Origin of the sequence: Ilumatobacter sp. (genome assembly GCF_041688325.1) — a bacterium.
In the GTDB taxonomy this organism is placed as follows: Bacteria; Actinomycetota; Acidimicrobiia; order Acidimicrobiales; family Ilumatobacteraceae; genus Ilumatobacter_A.
This window is the reverse complement of sequence record NZ_JBDNIJ010000339.1, coordinates 1-18,318: the sequence shown is the minus strand read 5'-3', so window position 1 is coordinate 18,318 and position 18,318 is coordinate 1. Positions and strand designations below refer to the sequence as shown.

At 62.4% G+C, this 18,318-nt stretch carries 13 protein-coding genes; 8 read left to right on the top strand and 5 right to left on the bottom strand.

Features of this window, described 5'->3' with window-relative positions; genetic code table 11:
- Nucleotides 1-328: hypothetical protein (locus ACH2EI_RS17560; RefSeq protein ID WP_395152809.1), on the bottom strand; the 328-nt coding region annotated here is incomplete at its 3' end.
- A gap of 127 nt (nt 329-455) precedes the next feature.
- Between ACH2EI_RS17560 and ACH2EI_RS17555 the strand changes: the two genes are divergently transcribed.
- Together ACH2EI_RS17555 and ACH2EI_RS17550 are read left to right on the top strand one after the other, a co-directional pair.
- Nucleotides 456-1,925: a CCA tRNA nucleotidyltransferase gene (locus ACH2EI_RS17555; protein WP_395152808.1), complete on the top strand. Its 1,470-nt coding sequence runs from the start codon at nt 456-458 to the stop codon at nt 1,923-1,925.
- A 183-nt stretch (nt 1,926-2,108) separates the two neighbouring features.
- Nucleotides 2,109-4,394, top strand: coding sequence for an EAL domain-containing protein (locus ACH2EI_RS17550; RefSeq protein ID WP_395152807.1), 2,286 nt, complete (start codon nt 2,109-2,111; stop codon nt 4,392-4,394).
- A 173-nt stretch (nt 4,395-4,567) separates the two neighbouring features.
- On the opposite strand, the gene ACH2EI_RS17545 is transcribed toward ACH2EI_RS17550, so the two are convergent.
- Together ACH2EI_RS17545 and ACH2EI_RS17540 are read right to left on the bottom strand one after the other, a co-directional pair.
- Nucleotides 4,568-5,752 carry an acyl-CoA dehydrogenase family protein gene (locus tag ACH2EI_RS17545; protein ID WP_395160990.1) on the bottom strand — a complete coding sequence of 395 codons (1,185 nt, stop codon included), beginning with the start codon at nt 5,750-5,752 and terminating at the stop codon, nt 4,568-4,570.
- Between the two features lie 100 nt (nt 5,753-5,852).
- Nucleotides 5,853-6,812 carry an isopenicillin N synthase family dioxygenase gene (locus ACH2EI_RS17540; RefSeq protein WP_395152805.1) on the bottom strand — a complete coding sequence of 320 codons (960 nt, stop codon included), beginning with the start codon at nt 6,810-6,812 and terminating at the stop codon, nt 5,853-5,855.
- A gap of 135 nt (nt 6,813-6,947) precedes the next feature.
- On the opposite strand from ACH2EI_RS17540, the gene ACH2EI_RS17535 reads away from it, so the two are divergent.
- Nucleotides 6,948-7,814, top strand: a complete 867-nt coding sequence (locus tag ACH2EI_RS17535) for an acyl-CoA thioesterase (RefSeq protein ID WP_395152804.1) — start codon at nt 6,948-6,950, stop codon at nt 7,812-7,814.
- Nucleotides 7,815-7,847: 33 nt separating this feature from the next.
- Here the strand turns inward: ACH2EI_RS17535 and ACH2EI_RS17530 are convergent, their stop codons facing one another.
- A complete protein-coding gene (locus tag ACH2EI_RS17530) occupies nt 7,848-8,312 on the bottom strand; it encodes an Lrp/AsnC family transcriptional regulator (RefSeq protein ID WP_395152803.1) in 465 nt (154 codons plus the stop codon).
- Between the two features lie 81 nt (nt 8,313-8,393).
- On the opposite strand from ACH2EI_RS17530, the gene ACH2EI_RS17525 reads away from it, so the two are divergent.
- From ACH2EI_RS17525 to ACH2EI_RS17505, 5 genes are all read left to right on the top strand, one after another.
- On the top strand, nt 8,394-11,918 hold the full coding sequence (locus tag ACH2EI_RS17525) for an indolepyruvate ferredoxin oxidoreductase family protein (RefSeq protein WP_395160988.1): 3,525 nt from the start codon (nt 8,394-8,396) through the stop codon (nt 11,916-11,918).
- Nucleotides 11,919-12,002: 84 nt separating this feature from the next.
- On the top strand, nt 12,003-12,485 hold the full coding sequence (locus tag ACH2EI_RS17520; protein WP_395152801.1) for an RrF2 family transcriptional regulator: 483 nt from the start codon (nt 12,003-12,005) through the stop codon (nt 12,483-12,485).
- A 63-nt stretch (nt 12,486-12,548) separates the two neighbouring features.
- A complete protein-coding gene (gene cysD / locus ACH2EI_RS17515) occupies nt 12,549-13,463 on the top strand; it encodes a sulfate adenylyltransferase subunit CysD (protein WP_395152800.1) in 915 nt (304 codons plus the stop codon).
- Between the two features lie 67 nt (nt 13,464-13,530).
- Nucleotides 13,531-15,474 (top strand): sulfate adenylyltransferase subunit CysN, encoded by a 1,944-nt coding sequence (gene cysN / locus ACH2EI_RS17510; protein WP_395153346.1) that lies wholly within the window; start codon nt 13,531-13,533, stop codon nt 15,472-15,474.
- 67 nt (nt 15,475-15,541) lie between these two features.
- Entirely contained in the window at nt 15,542-17,314 is a 1,773-nt protein-coding gene (locus tag ACH2EI_RS17505; RefSeq protein ID WP_395153340.1) for an SLC13 family permease, read from the top strand.
- Between the two features lie 103 nt (nt 17,315-17,417).
- Here the strand turns inward: ACH2EI_RS17505 and ACH2EI_RS17500 are convergent, their stop codons facing one another.
- A complete protein-coding gene (locus ACH2EI_RS17500) occupies nt 17,418-18,263 on the bottom strand; it encodes an SDR family NAD(P)-dependent oxidoreductase (protein ID WP_395160986.1) in 846 nt (281 codons plus the stop codon).
- Nucleotides 18,264-18,318: the final 55 nt, after the last annotated feature.

Sequence of the window (18,318 nt, the reverse complement as noted above, 5' to 3'; positions counted from 1 at the left end):
TCCGCCGTGTCGTTGTTCGAGCGTTCCGCCGTGTGCCGGGGCGACCGCGGTCACTGCGTTCGAACAGACGGATGTCGAGCAGGGCCAGCGTGTCGATTGTCGTGAAGCCGACGTCAGCGAAGACGCTGGCCGCCTCGGGGAACATCGCGCCCGTCCGTATCGCGCGGTGCGGTTCGGGTGATTGGCGTGCCTCGGCGACCCAGGCTTCGACGTCGGTGCGGGTCGGCACCATGTGGTGGTCGAGGAGCATGAGGTGGGCGACGTCGGGTTCGTAGGGCCATGCGTCGATCCGCCCGCGCACCGTGTCTCGCGCCGTCGCCGTCGTCACGTCACCAACGTTACTTGCCCGATGCCTCCTCGGACCGTGCAGTTGACCGGCAGTTCGAAAGAGAACCGCCCGGTGAGATTGGCGGTAGTTGATCGAAGTGAGCGGTCATCCCATATCGTGGCAAGTCGTGGTGCCAGAACGATTCGAACCCGTCTTGCGCGAGCTGTCACCGCTTGCCGAGCGTTTTCACACGGCCGGTTACCGCCTCTACCTGGTCGGCGGCACCGTCCGCGACCTCCTCGTTGACAGCGGACGGACCGATTTCGACCTCGATCTGACGACCGATGCGCGGCCGCCCGAGATCAAGGCCTGCCTCGAGGGCTGGGCGGACGCAATCTGGACGCAGGGTGAAAAGTTCGGCACGATCGGCGCGAACAAGGTCAATCCAGAAACTGGCGAAACACGGCAGTACGAGATCACTACGTTCCGGGCCGAGGCCTACACCGACGATTCCCGCAAGCCACACGTCGTTTTCGCCGACGAGATTGAAGTAGATCTGGCGCGGCGTGACTTCACCGTCAATGCCATGGCGTTGGAACTGACTGGTGCTGCCTCTGGTGCTGGAGCGGCTGTGCCGACCCTCGTTGACCCCTTCAACGGTGCGGGCGACCTGATGACGAAGACCTTACGTACGCCCCTTGGTCCCGAGGTGAGTTTCAGCGACGATCCGTTGCGGATGCTGCGCGCTGCCCGATTTATCGCGCGCTACCAACTGCAACCGACAGACGAACTCGTGGCTGCGGTCAAGGAAATGTCGAATCGCCTGGAGATCGTGTCGGCAGAGCGGATTCGCGACGAGCTCGACAAGTTGATGGTCCTTGACCATCCGACTGCGGGCCTGTGGTTTCTGATCGAGAACGGTCTGGCTGACCAGTTCCTGCCCGAATTGCCGGCGATGCAACTCGAGCACGATCCGATTCATCAGCACAAAGATGTGTTGACGCATTCACTGGCGGTTGTCGAGAACGTTCGCCCGCTGCGCGAGCACCCGGCGATCGAATCCGGCGACCGCCCTGAGTTCGATTTCCGCCTGACCCGCCTGGCTGCACTGTTCCACGACATTGGCAAACCGAAGACCCGCGGCTATCTCGAAGGTAAGGGAACGACGTTTCATCACCACGATGCTGTTGGCGCCCGGATGACGAAGAAGCGTCTGAGCGCGCTGCGCTACTCCAATGACGACGTCAAGGCGATCACCGAACTGGTGGCTCTCCACCTTCGCTTCCACACCTATTCGATGGGATGGTCGGACTCGGCCGTCCGCCGCTACGTTCGCGACGCTGGCCCATTGCTTCGGGAATTAAACGTCCTGACGCGCTGCGACTGCACCACGCGCAACGCCAAGAAGGCCGCGCGTCTGTCACGCCGGATGGACGAGCTCGAAGAACGTATCGACGAGCTCGCCGAGGCCGAAGAACTCGCTGCGCTACGTCCGGAGATGGACGGCAACTCGGTGATTGAGCATCTCGGCATCAAGCCGGGTCGCGAAGTCGGGCAAGCTATGGACTTCCTGATGGAAGTTCGACTCGAAGAGGGTCTGATCGGTGAGGATGCTGTCCGTGCCCGCCTCGATCAGTGGTGGGCCACCCGTACATAACGACTCATTGTTCGATCCTCCGTCAGATTTCTGCTGGTCGATCGTGGACGCTCGAGACCCTCTCTGACCAGGGGTTAATGGGACATCCACGATCTTCGCGTTGCCGGGTCGTATTTTGATGTGGTGCGGACAGAAGTAATACGGCGAAGGGCAACCAGATTTTGGTGGTCACTGGTTCCCATCGTGGTCGTCGCCATCGCGTTGATCGGCCTGGCAGCCTTTGCTGTTGCCACCGATCGGTCGACGAGCACGGTCCTGGTTGTGTCGATTATCGGGGTGCTTTCGGTCGTCGCTGTCCTGGTGACCTGGCTGGAGGCTCGCCGGTTTGGTCGACGCCTTCGCACCACGATCGACGAACTGTCTAAGACGCAAACGCAGATGCGTCAACTACTCGACGATCTGCCCGATGCCGTGATGGGCCTTGACGACACGGGACGCATCGCCTCGGCGAACGGCAAAGCAGCGGCACTGACGGGTCGGTCGGTTGACGACCTCATTGGGCGAGCCTTCCTGGAAATGGTCGGCGAGGCTGACCGCGACTCGATGTCTGAGCAATGGCAGCGGTTTAACGTCGGTGACGAGGTGACAAGCGCGAGCGGCGGGCGTGACGGCAACATTGCTGTGTTCGAGTTGGTCGACAAGTCGGGCGAGCCCCATCTTGTCGAGGCATCGCTTCACCTTGCCAAAGACGGTCGAGAAATAGTCAGCCATCGCGCAGCCGGCAGTCTGGTGCTTCTGCTCCGTGACGTCACCGACCGCAAGCGGACGACCGCTGCGCTCGAGCAGGCCCGCCGCCGTTTCCAGCAGGCCTTTCATTCCGCACCGACCGGGATGGCGCTCGTCCGCTTGGACGACGGCAAGATCGTCGACGCGAATCAACCGCTCGCTGACATGCTCGACCGGACGCTCGATTCGCTGCTCGGCATGGCGATTCGCACACTCACGCATCCGGAAGATATGGCAGCAGCGGCATCGCAGCGCGCACAGCTCGAGCTTGGTATCTCCGACACGTACGCACTTGAACAGCGTTACAAGCGCAAGGACGGCGGTTACGTGTGGGCACGTACTCGTGTGTCGATCACCGAAGAGGATGGCGTGTCGCTGGCGATCACCCACGTCGAAGACATCACGGAGCAGCGGCACTCGAAAGCCCTGCTTATGCATGCTGCAACCCATGACGACCTGACCGACCTTCCGAACCGGACGGCGCTGGTCAAACGGCTCGACACTCATCTGCTGCTCGCCCAGCCTGGCCAAGTGGCAGTCCTTTTTATCGACCTCGACAATTTCAAGGTCGTCAACGACAGTCTCGGCCATGGCCTTGGCGATCAGGTGCTGCGCGAGGTCGCCAAGCGCTTCCGTGGCGTGATGCGCGGCAGTGACCGGTTGGCACGTTTTGGCGGTGACGAGTTCGTCGTGTTTGTCGACCGTGTGTCCATCGGTGGCGAAGACACACCGAGTGGCGCGTTCGTCGACCCGGCGGCAATCGCGGAACGTCTCCGGCGTTCGGTGATGGAACCCATCGTGATCGAAGGTCACGAGATGGTGGTCACTGCCTCCATCGGTATTGCTGTCAACGCTGCGCCCGGCCTCACCGCAGACGATCTGATGCGTGATGCCGACGCCGCGATGTATCGCGCTAAGGCCGCAGGACGCGACCGAGTCGAAGCATTTACCGCAGCCACGCGCCAGGCATCGATCAGCGCACTGCAACTCGCGTCAGAGCTACGACGCGGTATCGAACGCCACGAAATTGTCCCGTACTTCCAGCCGATCGTTGACCTGGACTCCGGCGAGCTCGTGAGCTTCGAGGTTCTTGCGCGTTGGCTTCACCCAGAACGCGGGCTGCTGATGCCCGGGGAGTTCCTCCCGACTGCTGAGTCCGGCCGCATGATCGTTGACCTCGGCGCAGCGATTCTGCGCGATTCGCTCGCGCAGCTCGCTCATTGGCGGGCAAGAGGGATGCGCTTTGCGAACTGCGGCCTCTCGGTCAACGTCGCAACGCAGCAACTGGTCGATCCAGACTTCGTCGAGACCGTGCGGGACGCGCTTGGCTCGACGGGGATCGCGGCTGACTCACTCTGGCTTGAGATCACCGAGACGACGCTGATGGAAGACACTGTCGCTGCCAGCTCAGCACTCCGTGAACTGCGCAGCCTCGGCCTGCACCTGTCAGTCGATGACTTTGGCACCGGCTACTCGTCACTCACGTACTTGAAGCGTTTCCCTGTCGAAGCGATTAAGGTCGACCGCTCGTTCGTGGCCGGCCTTGGCCTCGAAGATGACGACACGTCGATTGTCGAAGCAGTCGTCCGCCTCGGGCACAGCCTCGGCCTGTCAGTCGTCGCCGAAGGTGTCGAGACACCGCTGCAGCTCAACAAGTTGCGCGACCTCGGCTGCGATAGAGCCCAGGGATATCTCTTCGGACGTCCCCGCCCCGCGTCGATAATTCAGTCCGAACGGGTGTAGTTCGCACACCGAGGCCCGACCCCTCGTCTTTGGCCACCCATTTGGGTCCATGATTGGTGTGACCGCCCTACGTGTCGAGTGGGTCGACTCCGTTCTGGCAGCTTGTCGGCATGGCGACTGCACACTTCACGTCACACTTTGGTCAGACCGGAGCGTGACAACGAGTGCGACAGTCAGGCTTGGGTTCCGACTCTGAGGTCGCGAAACGGCACGCCTTTGTCGACAGCGGGTTCGCGCGGCAGGCCGAGAACGCGATCGCCGATGATGTTGCGTTGGATCTCGTCGGTGCCGCCAGCGATGCCCGAAGCAAAACTGCGCAGGGTCAGGCTTTGTGCGCTGCCACCGTGCGGATCATCGTCGGCCCAAGCCACCGACGACATCCCAGCGATTTGGAGTGCGATCTCACGCATCCGCCAGGCAATCACTGAGCCATACAACTTGCCGAGCGAGCCGCCGGGGCCAGGAGTGTTGCCGGCCTTCATCTCAGCGCGGGTGCGCATGGCGATGAGCGCCTTCGTGGTCTCCATCGAATACACCTGCATCATCTGGTCGCGAACGACTGGATTGTCGATCGCTCCCGATGCCGTCGCGTAGTTGTGGAGCTGGTCGTACATCGGCCGGCTGATGCCGCCGCCACCTCCCGCGCCGATTGCAACACGTTCGTACATCAGCATCGCCGTGGCAAGCTTCCAGCCGGTGTTCAGTTCACCGAGTAGCCAGTCTTTCGGAATGGCCAAATCGGTGAAGAAGACCTCGTTGAAATGTGACTCGCCGTTGATCTGGTTGATCGGACGGATCTCGACGCCGGGTGCCTGCATGTCGAGGATGAACATCGACAGGCCCGCATGCTTGACCTGATCGGCGTCGTTTCGTGCCACACATAATCCGAACTGCGACTTGTGCGCCAACGTGGTCCAGACCTTCTGCCCGTTGATGATCCACTCGTCGCCGTCAAGTTCGGCCTTGGTCTGCAGTGAGGCGACGTCCGAGCCGGCGCCGGGCTCAGAGAACATCTGGCACCACAGCGTCTTGCCAGAAATGAGATCGGGCATGAACTGGCGTTTCTGTTCATCGGTGCCATGGTCGTTGATCATCGGCAGGCACATGCCGTGGCTGATGACGAACTCGCTCTCCATCATCGGGTAGTTCTCTTTGACCTCGCGCCACACCTTGTCGTGGGCATTGGTCAATCCGGCCCCGCCGAACTCGGTGGGGTACGGGACGCCTGCGCCGACGCCTGCTGCTGAGGCCGCAGTGTGGAACGCGCACGACTCCTCGAACGTCGGTGCACCCGACGGCGTCGGCCGCGAGTCCATGAAGTCGATACACCGTTGACGGAAGTCGTTCAGGTCGTCCATCCAGTAACCGTAGGAATCGCGCGGTCGGCTGGGCGAGGTGGGAAGGGCGCGGTCGGCTGGGCGAGGTGGGAAGGGCGAGGCGGTCGGGAGAACGGGAGGGCTAGATCGTTCGGTCGCTCAGCGTGCTTGTGCCGGCCGATGGTGCGTGACGCTTGGGGCCGATCAGCCGGGCGCCAAGATGATCGGCAACGGTCACGGAGCGGTACGTACTGTCGGGTTGTCCGAACGTCGGAAGTGGTTCGACGGCAACATCGAGGTCGGGGTAGTGGAAGTACGCGACCGATCGGCGGAGCACCGGGTCGGTGCCATCGCCATGAAGTGGAACTCGATGCACCGTGGACGGCCAGGTGTCGTCGGTCCACATTGCGAGTAGATCGCCGACGTTCAGCAACAACGCATCGGCATCGGGAACGATCGGCTTCCAGCCGTCGGATCCGAGAATTTCGAGGCCGGGTACGGGGTCGGCCCGAAGGATCGTGAAGGTGGTGTAGTCGCTGTGTGCGCCCATCCGTTTTTGGCCCGGGGCAGGTGTTGCCTCGTCGTCGAGTCGTTCGTAGCGGATGCAGGCCATGGTGTCGGGCCCCGCTGTTGATCGACTGGCTAGGTCGTCGATGCCAATGATGTCGCCGATCATCTGGTCCAGTCGGCCGGAGAGTTCGGCCATCGCATTGAGGTAGCTCCGGGTCGCTGCAGCGAACGCCGGTGCCTCCGTCGGCCAGGGTGTCGTTTGGATCAGACGATGTCCGCCTGCCCGAGCGTCGTGGCCCGAGTTGAACGACTCGAACAGGTCGGGCGGGCTGGCCTCGCCGAGCGAATACGACAGGGCCTCGCTGCCGCGCTGGCGGTAGCCACGGTTCGCTGCGGCGTCCTCAACCACGTACTTCGCCTTGGTCACGAATGGCAGAGCGAAGAACTCCTCCATCCCGGCCCACAACCCGTCGGCGACGTCGGCTCGCAGACCATGCCCAACCAGCTGGACGAAGCCGTCTTTACGCAGCGCCCGATCGAGCGCGTCTGGTGCGTCCTGGTCGGCCAGGTCCACGGTGTCGATGGTTGCCACGCCCTCACTCTGGTCCACGTTGCGGCCGCTCACCGAACTCATCCGTCGGTGCACTCCGCCGAAATGTGGACCGAAATGCTCCATCGGCGATGCTTGGTGGTCTCCATTTCGGACGGTCTGAGCGAAGATGGGGCCATGAGCGACTCGTCGAATGCTGCGCCGAAGATCAAAGACGTCGACTTCGGCGACCTGCTCTACTTGGAGCCGCATGGCCCGGACACATACGTCGGGATCGTGGCGCGGTACCCGTGGGGCAACCGACTCTTTGGCGGGCAAGTCGTTGCGCAGGCGCTTGCCGCAGCAATGGCAACGGTCGAACCCGATCGCCGCCCGCACTCGCTGCACTCCTACTTCATCCGCCCGGGGTCCACGACCGAGCCGATTCGCTTCGAGGTGGAGCGGCTTCGTGACGGCCGATCTTTCTGTACCCGCCAAGTCGTCGCGCGGCAATCTGGCGGTGCAATCCTCAACGTGTCGGTGTCGTTCCAGGTCGACGAAGACGAAGCCGACGCGCAGATTGCTCGGTTGCCCGAAGGGCTCGCGCTCCCCGACGATCCGACCCTTGAGAACTACTCCTGGGGCAACCTGATCGATCGCCGTGCTGTCGACCTTCCGGGCCAGGATGGTGAGCCCTGGCGGCTCGGTTACTGGTTGCGGATCCTGGATGAAGACGGAGCGGTACTCGGCGACGATCCGGTCAAGCACACGCTCGCCATGGCCTTCCTTTCCGACGCCGCACCGTCACGCGCTGCACGTTCGCCGCACCCAGATTTTGCCAACGACACGAGCGATCGATTCAAGTTCCAGGGCGCCAGCCTCGATCACTCGGTGTGGTTCCACCGACCGTGCCGAGCCGATCAGTGGCACTGGTTCGACACTCGTTCACACGGCTTGAGCGGTGGACGCGGTCTGGTTACCGGTGACGTCTTGAACCTCGACGGCACGCACGTTGCGACGATCGCTCAGGAAGTTCTGCTCCGTCGTATTCGCGATCGAGGCTGACTGGAACGGGGGCGCCTGATCGACGCTGCGCAATCAGGGTTCGAGTGCCGCGAGAACTCGTTTGGTGCGGTGCTGGAAAACCACTGATGTGCGTTCGTCGACGACGTTCGGTGCACCACCGATCGACGTCAACACCGTCTGGCTCAGCGTCGCCATGTCACGTGCGCTGAGTTGCACGAGCGCGTCGTACTCGCCCGTGACAAGCCACACGGCGACGGTCTCGTCGAACGACCACACCGCGTCGAGGAATGCGTTGACGTGCGCTGGCGTCTTCGGTCTGAGCTTGACCGACACCAGTGCCTGGACGTTGCGATGGAGGGCGGTGTCATCGACGTCGGCGTGATAGCCGCGGATGACCCCCGACTGTTCGAGATGGCGGAGCCGATTGACGATCGTCGACGGTGACACGTTCACCGCTGCGGCCAGCTCGGTGTTTGGGCGGCGAGCATCGACCTGCAGTTCATGCAGAATTCGGCGATCAGTTTCGTCGATACTCACTGAATGGCATTGAATTCTGTGGAATCTGCAGACATTCACAAGATTCTTGCATCTTCATCGGATTCCGTCGGAAACTTCTGCATGGCCACCGCACCCAAGAACGATGTGACGAACCGCCAGTACGAGTTGAGCGACCGCTATCGACGTGACGAGGGCACGGCGTTTGTCACGGGTGTCCAGGCGCTCGCGCGCATCCCGATCGAGCAGCTGCGCCGTGATCGCGCGGCAGGCCTGAACACGGCGGCGTTCCTGTCCGGCTACCCAGGATCGCCGCTCGGTGGGTTCGACCAAGAGGTGGCCCGTGCGTTGAAAACCGTTCCCGAACTGCCAATCGTGCATCAGCCGGCGGTGAACGAGGAACTTGGTGCCACGTCTGTCATGGGGTCCCAACTTTGCCAAGGTCGGCCCGACGCGATTTACGACGGCGTGGTCGGCATCTGGTACGGCAAGGCCCCTGGGCTCGACCGAGCGGGTGACGCACTGCGCCATGGGGTCTTCGCTGGGTCGAGTACGCTCGGCGGTGCAGTGGTGCTGGTGGGCGACGACCCGGCGTGTAAATCGTCGACGATGCCGTCGTCCTCGGACGCATCGCTCGTCGACTTCCACATGCCGATCCTGTACCCCGGCACGATGAGGGAGTGCCTGGAGCTCGGGTTGCATGCGGTTGCGATGTCTCGCGCGTCGGGGCTGTGGTCAGCAATGAAGATCGTCACGCCTGTCGCCGATGGGTCGGGCACCATCACCTTCCCGGTCCTCGATGCTGACCCGATCCTGCCGACTGTCGATGTGGACGGTGCACGTTGGGTCAGCCATCCGTCAGCTCAATTTCTTGGGCCCCGGATGATCGAGGTGGAGCGTGAGTTCCGCGAGATCCGGCTGCCGCTTGCACAGCGTTACGGCATCGAGAACCGGCTCAACCGAGTGACTGCCAACCCACGCGACGCGTGGATTGGTTTCGTTGCCACCGGGTTCACCTACTACGAAATGCTCGAAGCATTTCGGCGGATCGGGCTCGACGGGCTCGAGGCCATCGAGGCGGCTGGCCTCCGGCTACTGCACCTTCGCATGCCCGTGCCATTCAACCCCGAGTTGATCCGTTCGTTTTCTGAGGGGCTCGACGAGATCGTGGTCGTCGAGGAGAAAAATCCGACCCTGGAGTGGCTGATCAAGGATGCGCTCTACAACCGTGGGCATCATCCGCGAGTTCTGGGTAAGACCGACGAGCACGGCGCGACGCTGATGCGTTCATGGGGTCAGCTCGACGCAGATGCCATTTGTGCTGGGTTGCGCTCACGGCTGACCGAGCGAGTTGGTGATCGTCTCGCTCCCGAATCGCCGAAGGTGCGCGAGAGGGCCTTGATCCCGTTGGCGGTCAATCGAACCCCGTTCTTCTGTTCTGGGTGCCCACACAATTGGGGAACGAAGGTCCCCGATGGCGCACTCGTCGGCGCAGGTACTGGTTGCCACGGCATGACCTTGCTGATGGACGAGGAACGGGTCGGCGAGTCGATCGGCATCACCGCGATGGGCAACGAAGGCGCGCAGTGGGTTGGCATGGAACCCTTCGTTGCCGAGCACCACCTGTTCCAGAACTATGGCGACGGCACGTTCTTCCATTCAGCGCAACTCGCCCTGCAGTACTGCGTCGGGGCGAAGAAGGACATCACGTTCAAGATCCTGTACAACGGCACCGTGGCGATGACTGGTGGGCAAGACTCGGTGTCGTCGATCGAAGTGCCCGAACTCGTCACGATCTTGCTGGCGTGCGGCGTGAGCAAGGTGGCGATCACCACCGAAGATCCGAGCCGATATCGACGTGTCGGCCTTCCCAAAGGGGTCAAGGTGCACGACCGAACCGACATTGTTGCGGTGCAGGACGAGCTGCGAACGATCCCGGGTGTCACGGTGCTCATTCACGATCAGTTCTGCGCAGCCGAGCTCCGCCGATCCCGCAAGCGCGGTCAGCTCGTCATGCCCACGCAACGCGTCGTGATCAACCATCGGATTTGTGAAGGTTGCGGAGACTGCGGCGACGTCAGTAACTGCCTGTCGGTGCAACCGGTCGACACGCCGCTCGGTCGAAAGACGACGATCGACCAGGCGTCGTGCAACTTCGACATGTCGTGCGTGGAAGGCGACTGCCCGGCGTTCATGATCGTCGAGGTGGGCGATACAACTGTCCGCGCGACTTCGGCTCTCGAGCCGACGTCCGAGGTGCCCGACCCGATCGCCGATACTGCCGTCGACCTTGTCCGTATTCGACTTGCGGGAATTGGCGGCACCGGAGTGGTGACGGTGGCGCAGGTGTTGTCGACCGCTGCAATGCTCGATGGCTGGGAGCTCCGTGGCCTCGATCAAACTGGCCTGAGCCAGAAGGCTGGGCCCGTGGTGTCTGACGTGGTGTTCACGCGCGGTGACCGGACATCGTCGAACCTCGTTGGTCATGGCCAGGCCGACCTCCTCTTGGGGTTCGACGGCCTCGTCGCCGCGAGCGACAATTCGATCGCAGCGTGCGATCCGGACCGGACCGTTGCCATCGTCTCGCACCACCGCACGCCGACGGGTCGAATGATCTCGGAGCCGGCAACGCCGTATCCAACGGACTCGATCGAGCAACGGCTCAGGGATGCGACTCGGGCTGATTGGATCCAGTTTCTTGATGCCACTGCGCTCGCAACGACGCTGACAGGGAGCGCTGCACAGTCGAACCTGTTGCTGCTCGGTGTCGCCGTGCAGAGCGGTCACATCCCCGTCACTGTGCAGGCCATCGAGAACGCCATTGAGTTGAACGGTGTGGCTGTCGAAGCGAATCTGGCAGCGCTCGACTGGGGGCGTCGATGGGCACACGATCCTGCGTTCGTCGAAGCTCATGCGGCGGCCAAGCACGAGCTACCAGTGACACAGACGGTCACGTTTGAGCCAGTTCCTGCCGTGATCGCAGGTCGGATCAACGCGATTGTTGGTGAGTTCGGCAATGCCGATCGGGCGCTCGACGACACATTGACGATGCTCGCCGGTGACCTGATCGGGTACCAGAACGCAGCGTATGCGACACGGTTTCTCGACGACGTCGAATCGGCCGCAGCGGCTGAGCGTCGGGTTGGGTCCTCGACAGGTGTGTACACCGAAACCGTCGCGCGCAGTATGCACAAACTGATGGCGTACAAGGATGAGTACGAGGTAGCGCGGCTCCTCCTGATGCCGGAGGGCGTTCGCGCAGCGACGGAGGTTGGCGGTCCCGAGGCACATGTTGCTTGGAAGCTGCATCCACCGATGCTGAAGGCATTGGGTATGACGTCGAAGGTGGCAGTCAGCTCGAAGCTGCGACCGGCCTTCGTTGCCCTGGGGTTCGGGAAGAACCTGCGCGGCACACGTCTCGATCCGTTCGGTCGGAGTGAGATGCGCCGTACCGAAGCGGGTCTGCCCGATGAGTTCCGGCGAGCGCTGCAAGTGGTGGAGGGATCGTTGCAACCCGACCTGCTCGCTGAGGCGATCGACATTGCTGGTCTGCCCGACCAAATCCGAGGGTACGAAGACCTCAAGACCCGTCGGATTGCCGAGTACCGGTCTCAGATGAACAGAGCGCTCGCGGATTTCTGCGCGTGATGCTCGTACTCTTGCGGGCGAGGTCCCGTCGCTGCCGGTCCGTTTGCGGGCTTGGTCCGAGGTCGCGCGCTACCGTTCTCGGCGATGCGAATTTCAGAGCGAGTTGACAATGCGGTGCGGTTCATGGCCGAACTTGCCTCGGGCGAACTCGCCGAGGTCGACGGTGGCGCGGTCAAGGCCGAGCCCATCGCGACGCGCCAAGGGATCTCACTCAAGTATCTGCTCGACATCACGCGTGATCTGAAACGGGCCGAGCTGATTCGGTCCAAGCGCGGGCCGGCCGGGGGTTTCACGCTGTCTCGTGAGGCGAGTTCCATTTCACTCGCGGACGTGTTTCGTGCGGTCGACGGCCCGCTGGCTGATGTGCACGACGAGAGCCTCCGCAGGCTCAGCTATCCGGCACCCGCCGAAGCGTTACCCGAAGTGTGGATGGCGATTCGCGGCAGTTTGCGACGCGTGCTCGAAGAGGTCAGCCTGACCGACCTCGTCAGTGGCAGCCTGCCAGCCGATGTTGTATCGCTTGCAGCCGACTATCGAACAACCACGGACCAACGCCACCCGCGCTGAGCAGTTACTGGGGAAGGGGGGAGGGGGTTGCATCGCGAGGTTGCATGGTTTAATGTATTGTCCGTGGAGATAGTAGACAATAGGTTGACGCACCTGCAACGGCTCGAGGCCGAGGCAATACACATCATGCGCGAAGCGGTGTCCGAGAGCGACAACCCAGCGATGCTGTACTCGGTCGGCAAAGACAGTTCCGTCATGCTGCACCTTGCGATGAAGGCTTTTTACCCCTCGAAGCCGCCGTTCCCGCTCGTTCACGTCGACACGACGTGGAAGTTCAGCGAGATGTACGCCTTTCGCGACCAGACGGCAAAAGACCTTGGCGTCGACCTGGTCGTCCACAAGAACCCCGAGTGCATCGAACGCGGTATCAATCCGTTCGAACACGGCTCGGCAATGCACACCGACATGTGGAAGACCGACGGTTTGAAGCAGGTCATCGAGGCCAACAAGTACGACCTCTGTTTCGGTGGTGCTCGGCGAGACGAAGAGAAGTCCCGCGCCAAGGAGCGCATCTTCTCGGTCAGGTCACCGCAGCACCAGTGGGATCCGAAGCGCCAGCGCCCCGAGCTTTGGAGCCTCTACAACGCTCGACGCAGCCCGGGTGAGACGCTGCGTGTGTTCCCGATCTCGAACTGGACCGAACTCGACGTGTGGCAGTACGTCCACCTCGAGCAGATACCGATCGTGCCGTTGTACTACGCCGCACCTCGGCCGGTCGTGCACCGCGGTGGCACGTTGATCATGATCGACGACGATCGCTTCCAGTTTGAGCCGGGCGAAGAGCCGGAGATCAAGAGCGTGCGGTTCCGTACTCTCGGGTGCTACCCACTTTCAGGTGCGATCGAAAGCGACGCCGACAGCATCACCGGCATCATCCAGGAGATGCTGCTCGCCACCACGTCGGAACGCCAGGGTCGCCTGATCGACAGCGACTCCGCCGGCTCGATGGAGAAGAAGAAGCAAGAGGGGTATTTCTGATGCTGTTCCCACCGAAAAAAAGTTACGTATGGGGCCTGACCCCAAACGCAATTCCGAGGGGGATCTGATGGCCCATATTTCCGATCTGATCGCGGTCGACATCGACGAGTACCTGACGTCGCACCAATACAAGTCGCTCCTGCGGTTCATCACCTGCGGCAGCGTCGACGACGGCAAGTCAACCTTGATTGGGCGGCTGCTCTATGAGTCGCACATGGTCTTCGAAGACCATCTCGCCCAACTTGCGGTCGACTCTGCCAAGGTCGGTACGCAGGGCACGGACCTCGACTTCGCGCTCCTGCTCGACGGCCTGACAGCCGAGCGGGAGCAAGGCATCACCATCGACGTTGCCTACCGATTCTTCTCGACCGAGAAGCGCAAGTTCATCGTTGCCGACACGCCGGGCCACGAGCAGTACACGCGGAACATGGTCACCGGCGCATCGACTGCTGATGTTGCTGTGGTCATGATCGACGCTCGCAAGGGCGTACTTACCCAGACCAGACGCCACAGCTACTTGGCCTCCTTGCTCGGGATCTCTCGGGTCGTCGTGGCCGTCAATAAGATGGACCTCGTCGACTGGTCACACCACACGTATCAGGCAATCGTCAACGAGTACTCGGCCTTTGCCGCTCGGATCGGTATCGACTCCGTCACCTTCGTGCCGGTGTCCGCGCTGCGCGGCGACAACATCGTCGAGCACAGCGAGAAGAGTCCGTGGTACGACGGCCCAACTTTGATGACGTACCTCGAGACTGTTCCTGTCGACGATGCGTCGAGTGCCGATGGCGCTTTCCGAATGCCCGTGCAATGGGTCAACCGCCCGAACCTCGACTTCCGTGGCTTCTCCGGTCGGATTGTCGGCGGTTCAATCCGCCCCGGCGACACGATTCGCGTTCTGCCGTCGGGAACAACCAGCACTGTCGAGCGCATCGTGACGATGGATGGCGATCTCGATATTGGGATCTCGGGCCAGTCGGTCACGATCACTCTTGTCGATGAGATCGATGCGAGCCGCGGCGATCTCATCTGCGCAGCCGATGCACCGGCCGAAGTCGCCGATCAGTTCGAGGCGCATGTTGTTTGGATGCACGACGACGAGATGCTGCCCGGCCGCCCGTATCTGATGAAGATTGGCACCCGCACTGTCGGCGTGACCATCGCGAATCCGAAATATCGGGTCGACGTCAACTCACTGGAACACCTTGCTGCGAACACCCTCGGACTCAACGAGATCGGGGTCTGCAACCTCAGCGTCGATCGAGCGATTCCGTTCGATCCCTACCCGAGCGCCGCACAACTCGGCCATGCAGGGCAGGGTCGTCGTGTCGGTAACCGAGATACCGGGTCGTTCGTCATCATCGACAAGATCACCCAGACCACCGTCGGTGCCGGGATGCTGCACTTCGCCCTTCGGCGCAGTCACAACATTCATTGGCAGGACGTCAAAGTCGATAAGGCGGCCCGCAGCGAACAGAGCCGTCATCAGCCGGGTGTGGTCTGGTTCACCGGGCTGTCCGGGTCGGGCAAGTCGACGATCGCCAACGTCGTCGAATCGAAGCTGCATGCGCTCGGTGTGCGGACGTACCTCCTGGACGGAGACAACGTCCGACATGGGCTCAACCGTGACCTTGGGTTCACCGATGCGGATCGCGTCGAGAACATCCGACGGATTGCTGAAGTCTCGGCGCTCATGGTCGATGCCGGGCTCATCGTTCTGGTGTCGTTCATTTCACCGTTCCGATCGGAACGCGATCTCGCACGCGGACGGGTTGAGCCGCGTGAGTTCATCGAAGTCCATGTCGACACACCGATCGAGGTAGCCGAGCAGCGTGACCCGAAGGGTCTCTATGCCAAGGCCCGTGCGGGCGAGTTGGCGAACTTCACCGGGATCGATTCTCCCTACGAAGCGCCTGAGTCACCAGAGATTCGCATCGACACGACTGAGGTGTCTGCCGAAGAAGCTGCCGACCGAATCATCGAGGCGCTGCGAGCGTCAGGGCGACTGTGAAGCATGCTGCTCGAACACGGTGAAGACCTGTTGAGCGAGGCGATCAGCAATTCAACGAAGGACCCGAGTGACAACTGATTCGTGGATCGCCCTGGTCGTGATCCTGTTGTGTGTGGTCATCCTCATTGCTGATCGCATCGCACCCGTCGTGGTACTGGGTGGTGCTGTCGTCGTGCTCATGTTTGTTGATGTCATCGATTCTGAGGTGGCCCTGAGCGGGCTCTCCAGCCCCGCACCGGCGACCATCGCAGCGCTGTACGTCTTGGCTGGAGCAGTGACGGCAACCGGGACGTTTTCGCGTGTGTTCGACCGATTACTCGACCGAGGAGGGTCGATTGCCCTGTTGGCAGCGGTGACTGCCGGGGCTTCATCTGTCGTGCCCAACACACCCCTGGTGGCGATGTTCGCTCCTCGCGTCGTTCGCTGGTCTCAGCTGAATGGAGTCAGCGCTTCGCGGTTCCTGCTCCCGCTGTCGTTCGCGAGTGTCCTGGGCGGCGTGATCACGCTGATCGGCACGTCGACCAACCTCGTGGTGTCGGACCTCCTGAGCAGGTCGGGCGAAGAACCGCTCGGAGTGCTTGAGATCACGGTCGTGGGGCTTCCTGTCGCGGTGGTCGGTGTGGTCGTGTTGTCGACGATCGGGGTGCGCCTCCTCCCAGACCGGACGGCAGTGTCGACTGATGTTGGGCGTCGTGGCAGAGAGTTCCAGCTCACCGCCCGCGTCGCCGCGGATGGCCCGCTTGTAGGTCGGACGATCGCGGAGTCAGGGCTGAGAAATCTCGATGGCGCATTCTTGGCCCTTGTCGAGCGGCCGGAGACCGATCGACAGTCAGCCACGTCGCTCGCAGCCTCGCCGCACACGCGCCTCGAGGCAGGCGATGTCTGCTGCTTCGTTGGCGATGTCGCGAGGATGATCGATCTCCATGACATCGAGGGCCTCACGATGGTCGAGGAGCAGCACGTCACTCGTGCGCATGGGCCAAATGCTCGAGTCTTCGAAGCGGTGGTCTCACCTGGGTCGGTGCTGGCGGGTGGATCGCTGAAGTCGGTGGGCTTTCGGGCGCGCTACGGCGCTGCGGTGATGGCGATTCACCGGTCGGACGGTGACGTCGGCGGTCAACTCGGGCAGGTGACGCTGAAGGCTGGCGATGTGCTGCTGGTGCTCGCCGACGACTCGTTTGCCTCGCGCTGGCGGGGGCATGCCGATTTCTCGCTGGTTGCGGCCTTAGACGAGCAGCCTCCCGCTCGTCGTGACCGGTCGATGCTCGTCGTTGTGGCAACGGCTGGACTGGTGGTCGCGGCGGTGAGTGGCCTGCTGAATCTGTTCGAGGCAGCGATGGCAGCATCGATCGTGGTCGTGGCAGGACGGGCGGTCTCCGTCAGCCAGGCGTGGCGATCAATTAACGTGAACGTGGTCGCAACTATGGCAGCGGCGATCAGCCTTGGGTCAGCGGTGTCCGCGAGCGGGCTCGCGGAAGAGATCGCCGGTGTCGTCGAACGCGCCGATGGCCTGGGATTGGGCGACGTGGGCCACGTGGTTCTGGTGATGTTGGCAACGATCGTTTTGACGGAACTGCTGACCAATACAGCGGCTGCCGCTCTGATGGTGCCGATAGCACTTTCGATCGCGGCCGATGTGGGGGCAGAACCGAGGATGCTGACCATCGCGGTGTTGATCGGCGCGTCCTGTTCGTTCCTCTCCCCGGTGGGATACCAGACGAATCTGATGGTCTTCAGTCTCGGGGGGTATCGATTCACCGATTTCACGAGAGTCGGTGCTCCGCTCACGTTGACGACCGTCTTGACCTCCGCTGCGATCATCCCTTGGGCGTTCGGATAGTTACCAGTGGTCCAGTCAGTGTGGGTGCCGTAGCGATCTCGGGACACGACTCAGCGGTTTCTGCCTCAATCCGTCCCGAGGTTCCCGTTGAGCGCGAGTTGGGCTACGCGAAGCCGCCGACGCCCGGGTTCACGCCATCGACGATCTGCTGGGCACGGTCGAGCACGCCCGGCTTGGCCTCGTCGTGGGTGAGGACCCAGAACTGGTTCTTGAGGACTGCATCGTGTACCGCATGAGCGACGACCTCGGTCGCAATGCCGTTCGCGACCAGCGACTCGATTGTTGCCTGCATCCCGCCGGACACGGGGTCGCCAACCGGTTCAGGGCGGAGACCGGCGGGCATGTTGCGGTCGCTCTTGGCGATGCCGGTTGCCACGAAGGCTGGGCAGAGCACCGACACGCCGATGTTGTTCTTGGCAATCTGCATCTCCTTGGTCAGCGTTTCGGACAGTGCCACGACGCCGTACTTGGCAACGCTGTATGCACCCATGAACGGAGCGGATCCGTGACCGGCCATCGATGCAGTATTTACGACGTGACAGGGCTCGCCGTGCGCGATCATCGCGGGAAGGAAGACCTTGCAGCCGTAGATGACACCCCACAGATTGATGTCGATGGTCCAGCGCCAGACCTCCAGGTTGTCGGGGTCAGCGACCGGGCCGCCAGCGCCGACGCCGGCGTTGTTGCACAGTATGTGGACGTTCCCGAAGGCCTCGATGGCGACTCGTTCGAGTTCGCGCTGCTGCTCAATCTCGCGGACGTCGACCTGCAGGCTGACGACCTGGTAGCCGGCAGCAGTCAGTTCGGTCACGGCTGCTTCCATCGCGGGAACTTCGATGTCGCCGATCACCAGGTTCATGCCGGCAGCGCCGAACCGGTGGGCCATCGCCAGCCCAATGCCACTTGCGCCGCCGGTGATCACTGCTGTCTTGCCGTTCAGATTCTCCATCCGGAAGGGTCTACTCGCCCTGCACTCCTCAGCCACAAAGCTGCTGCCTGACCCG

Coding starts and splice junctions, on each gene's coding strand:
- ACH2EI_RS17545 (WP_395160990.1), bottom strand. CDS start 5,752: ATGGACGACCTGAACGACTTCCGTCAACGGTGTATCGACTTCATGGAC.
- ACH2EI_RS17535 (WP_395152804.1), top strand. CDS start 6,948: ATGAGCGACTCGTCGAATGCTGCGCCGAAGATCAAAGACGTCGACTTC.
- ACH2EI_RS17525 (WP_395160988.1), top strand. CDS start 8,394: ATGGCCACCGCACCCAAGAACGATGTGACGAACCGCCAGTACGAGTTG.
- ACH2EI_RS17520 (WP_395152801.1), top strand. CDS start 12,003: ATGCGAATTTCAGAGCGAGTTGACAATGCGGTGCGGTTCATGGCCGAA.
- cysN (WP_395153346.1), top strand. CDS start 13,531: ATGGCCCATATTTCCGATCTGATCGCGGTCGACATCGACGAGTACCTG.
- ACH2EI_RS17500 (WP_395160986.1), bottom strand. CDS start 18,263: ATGGAGAATCTGAACGGCAAGACAGCAGTGATCACCGGCGGCGCAAGT.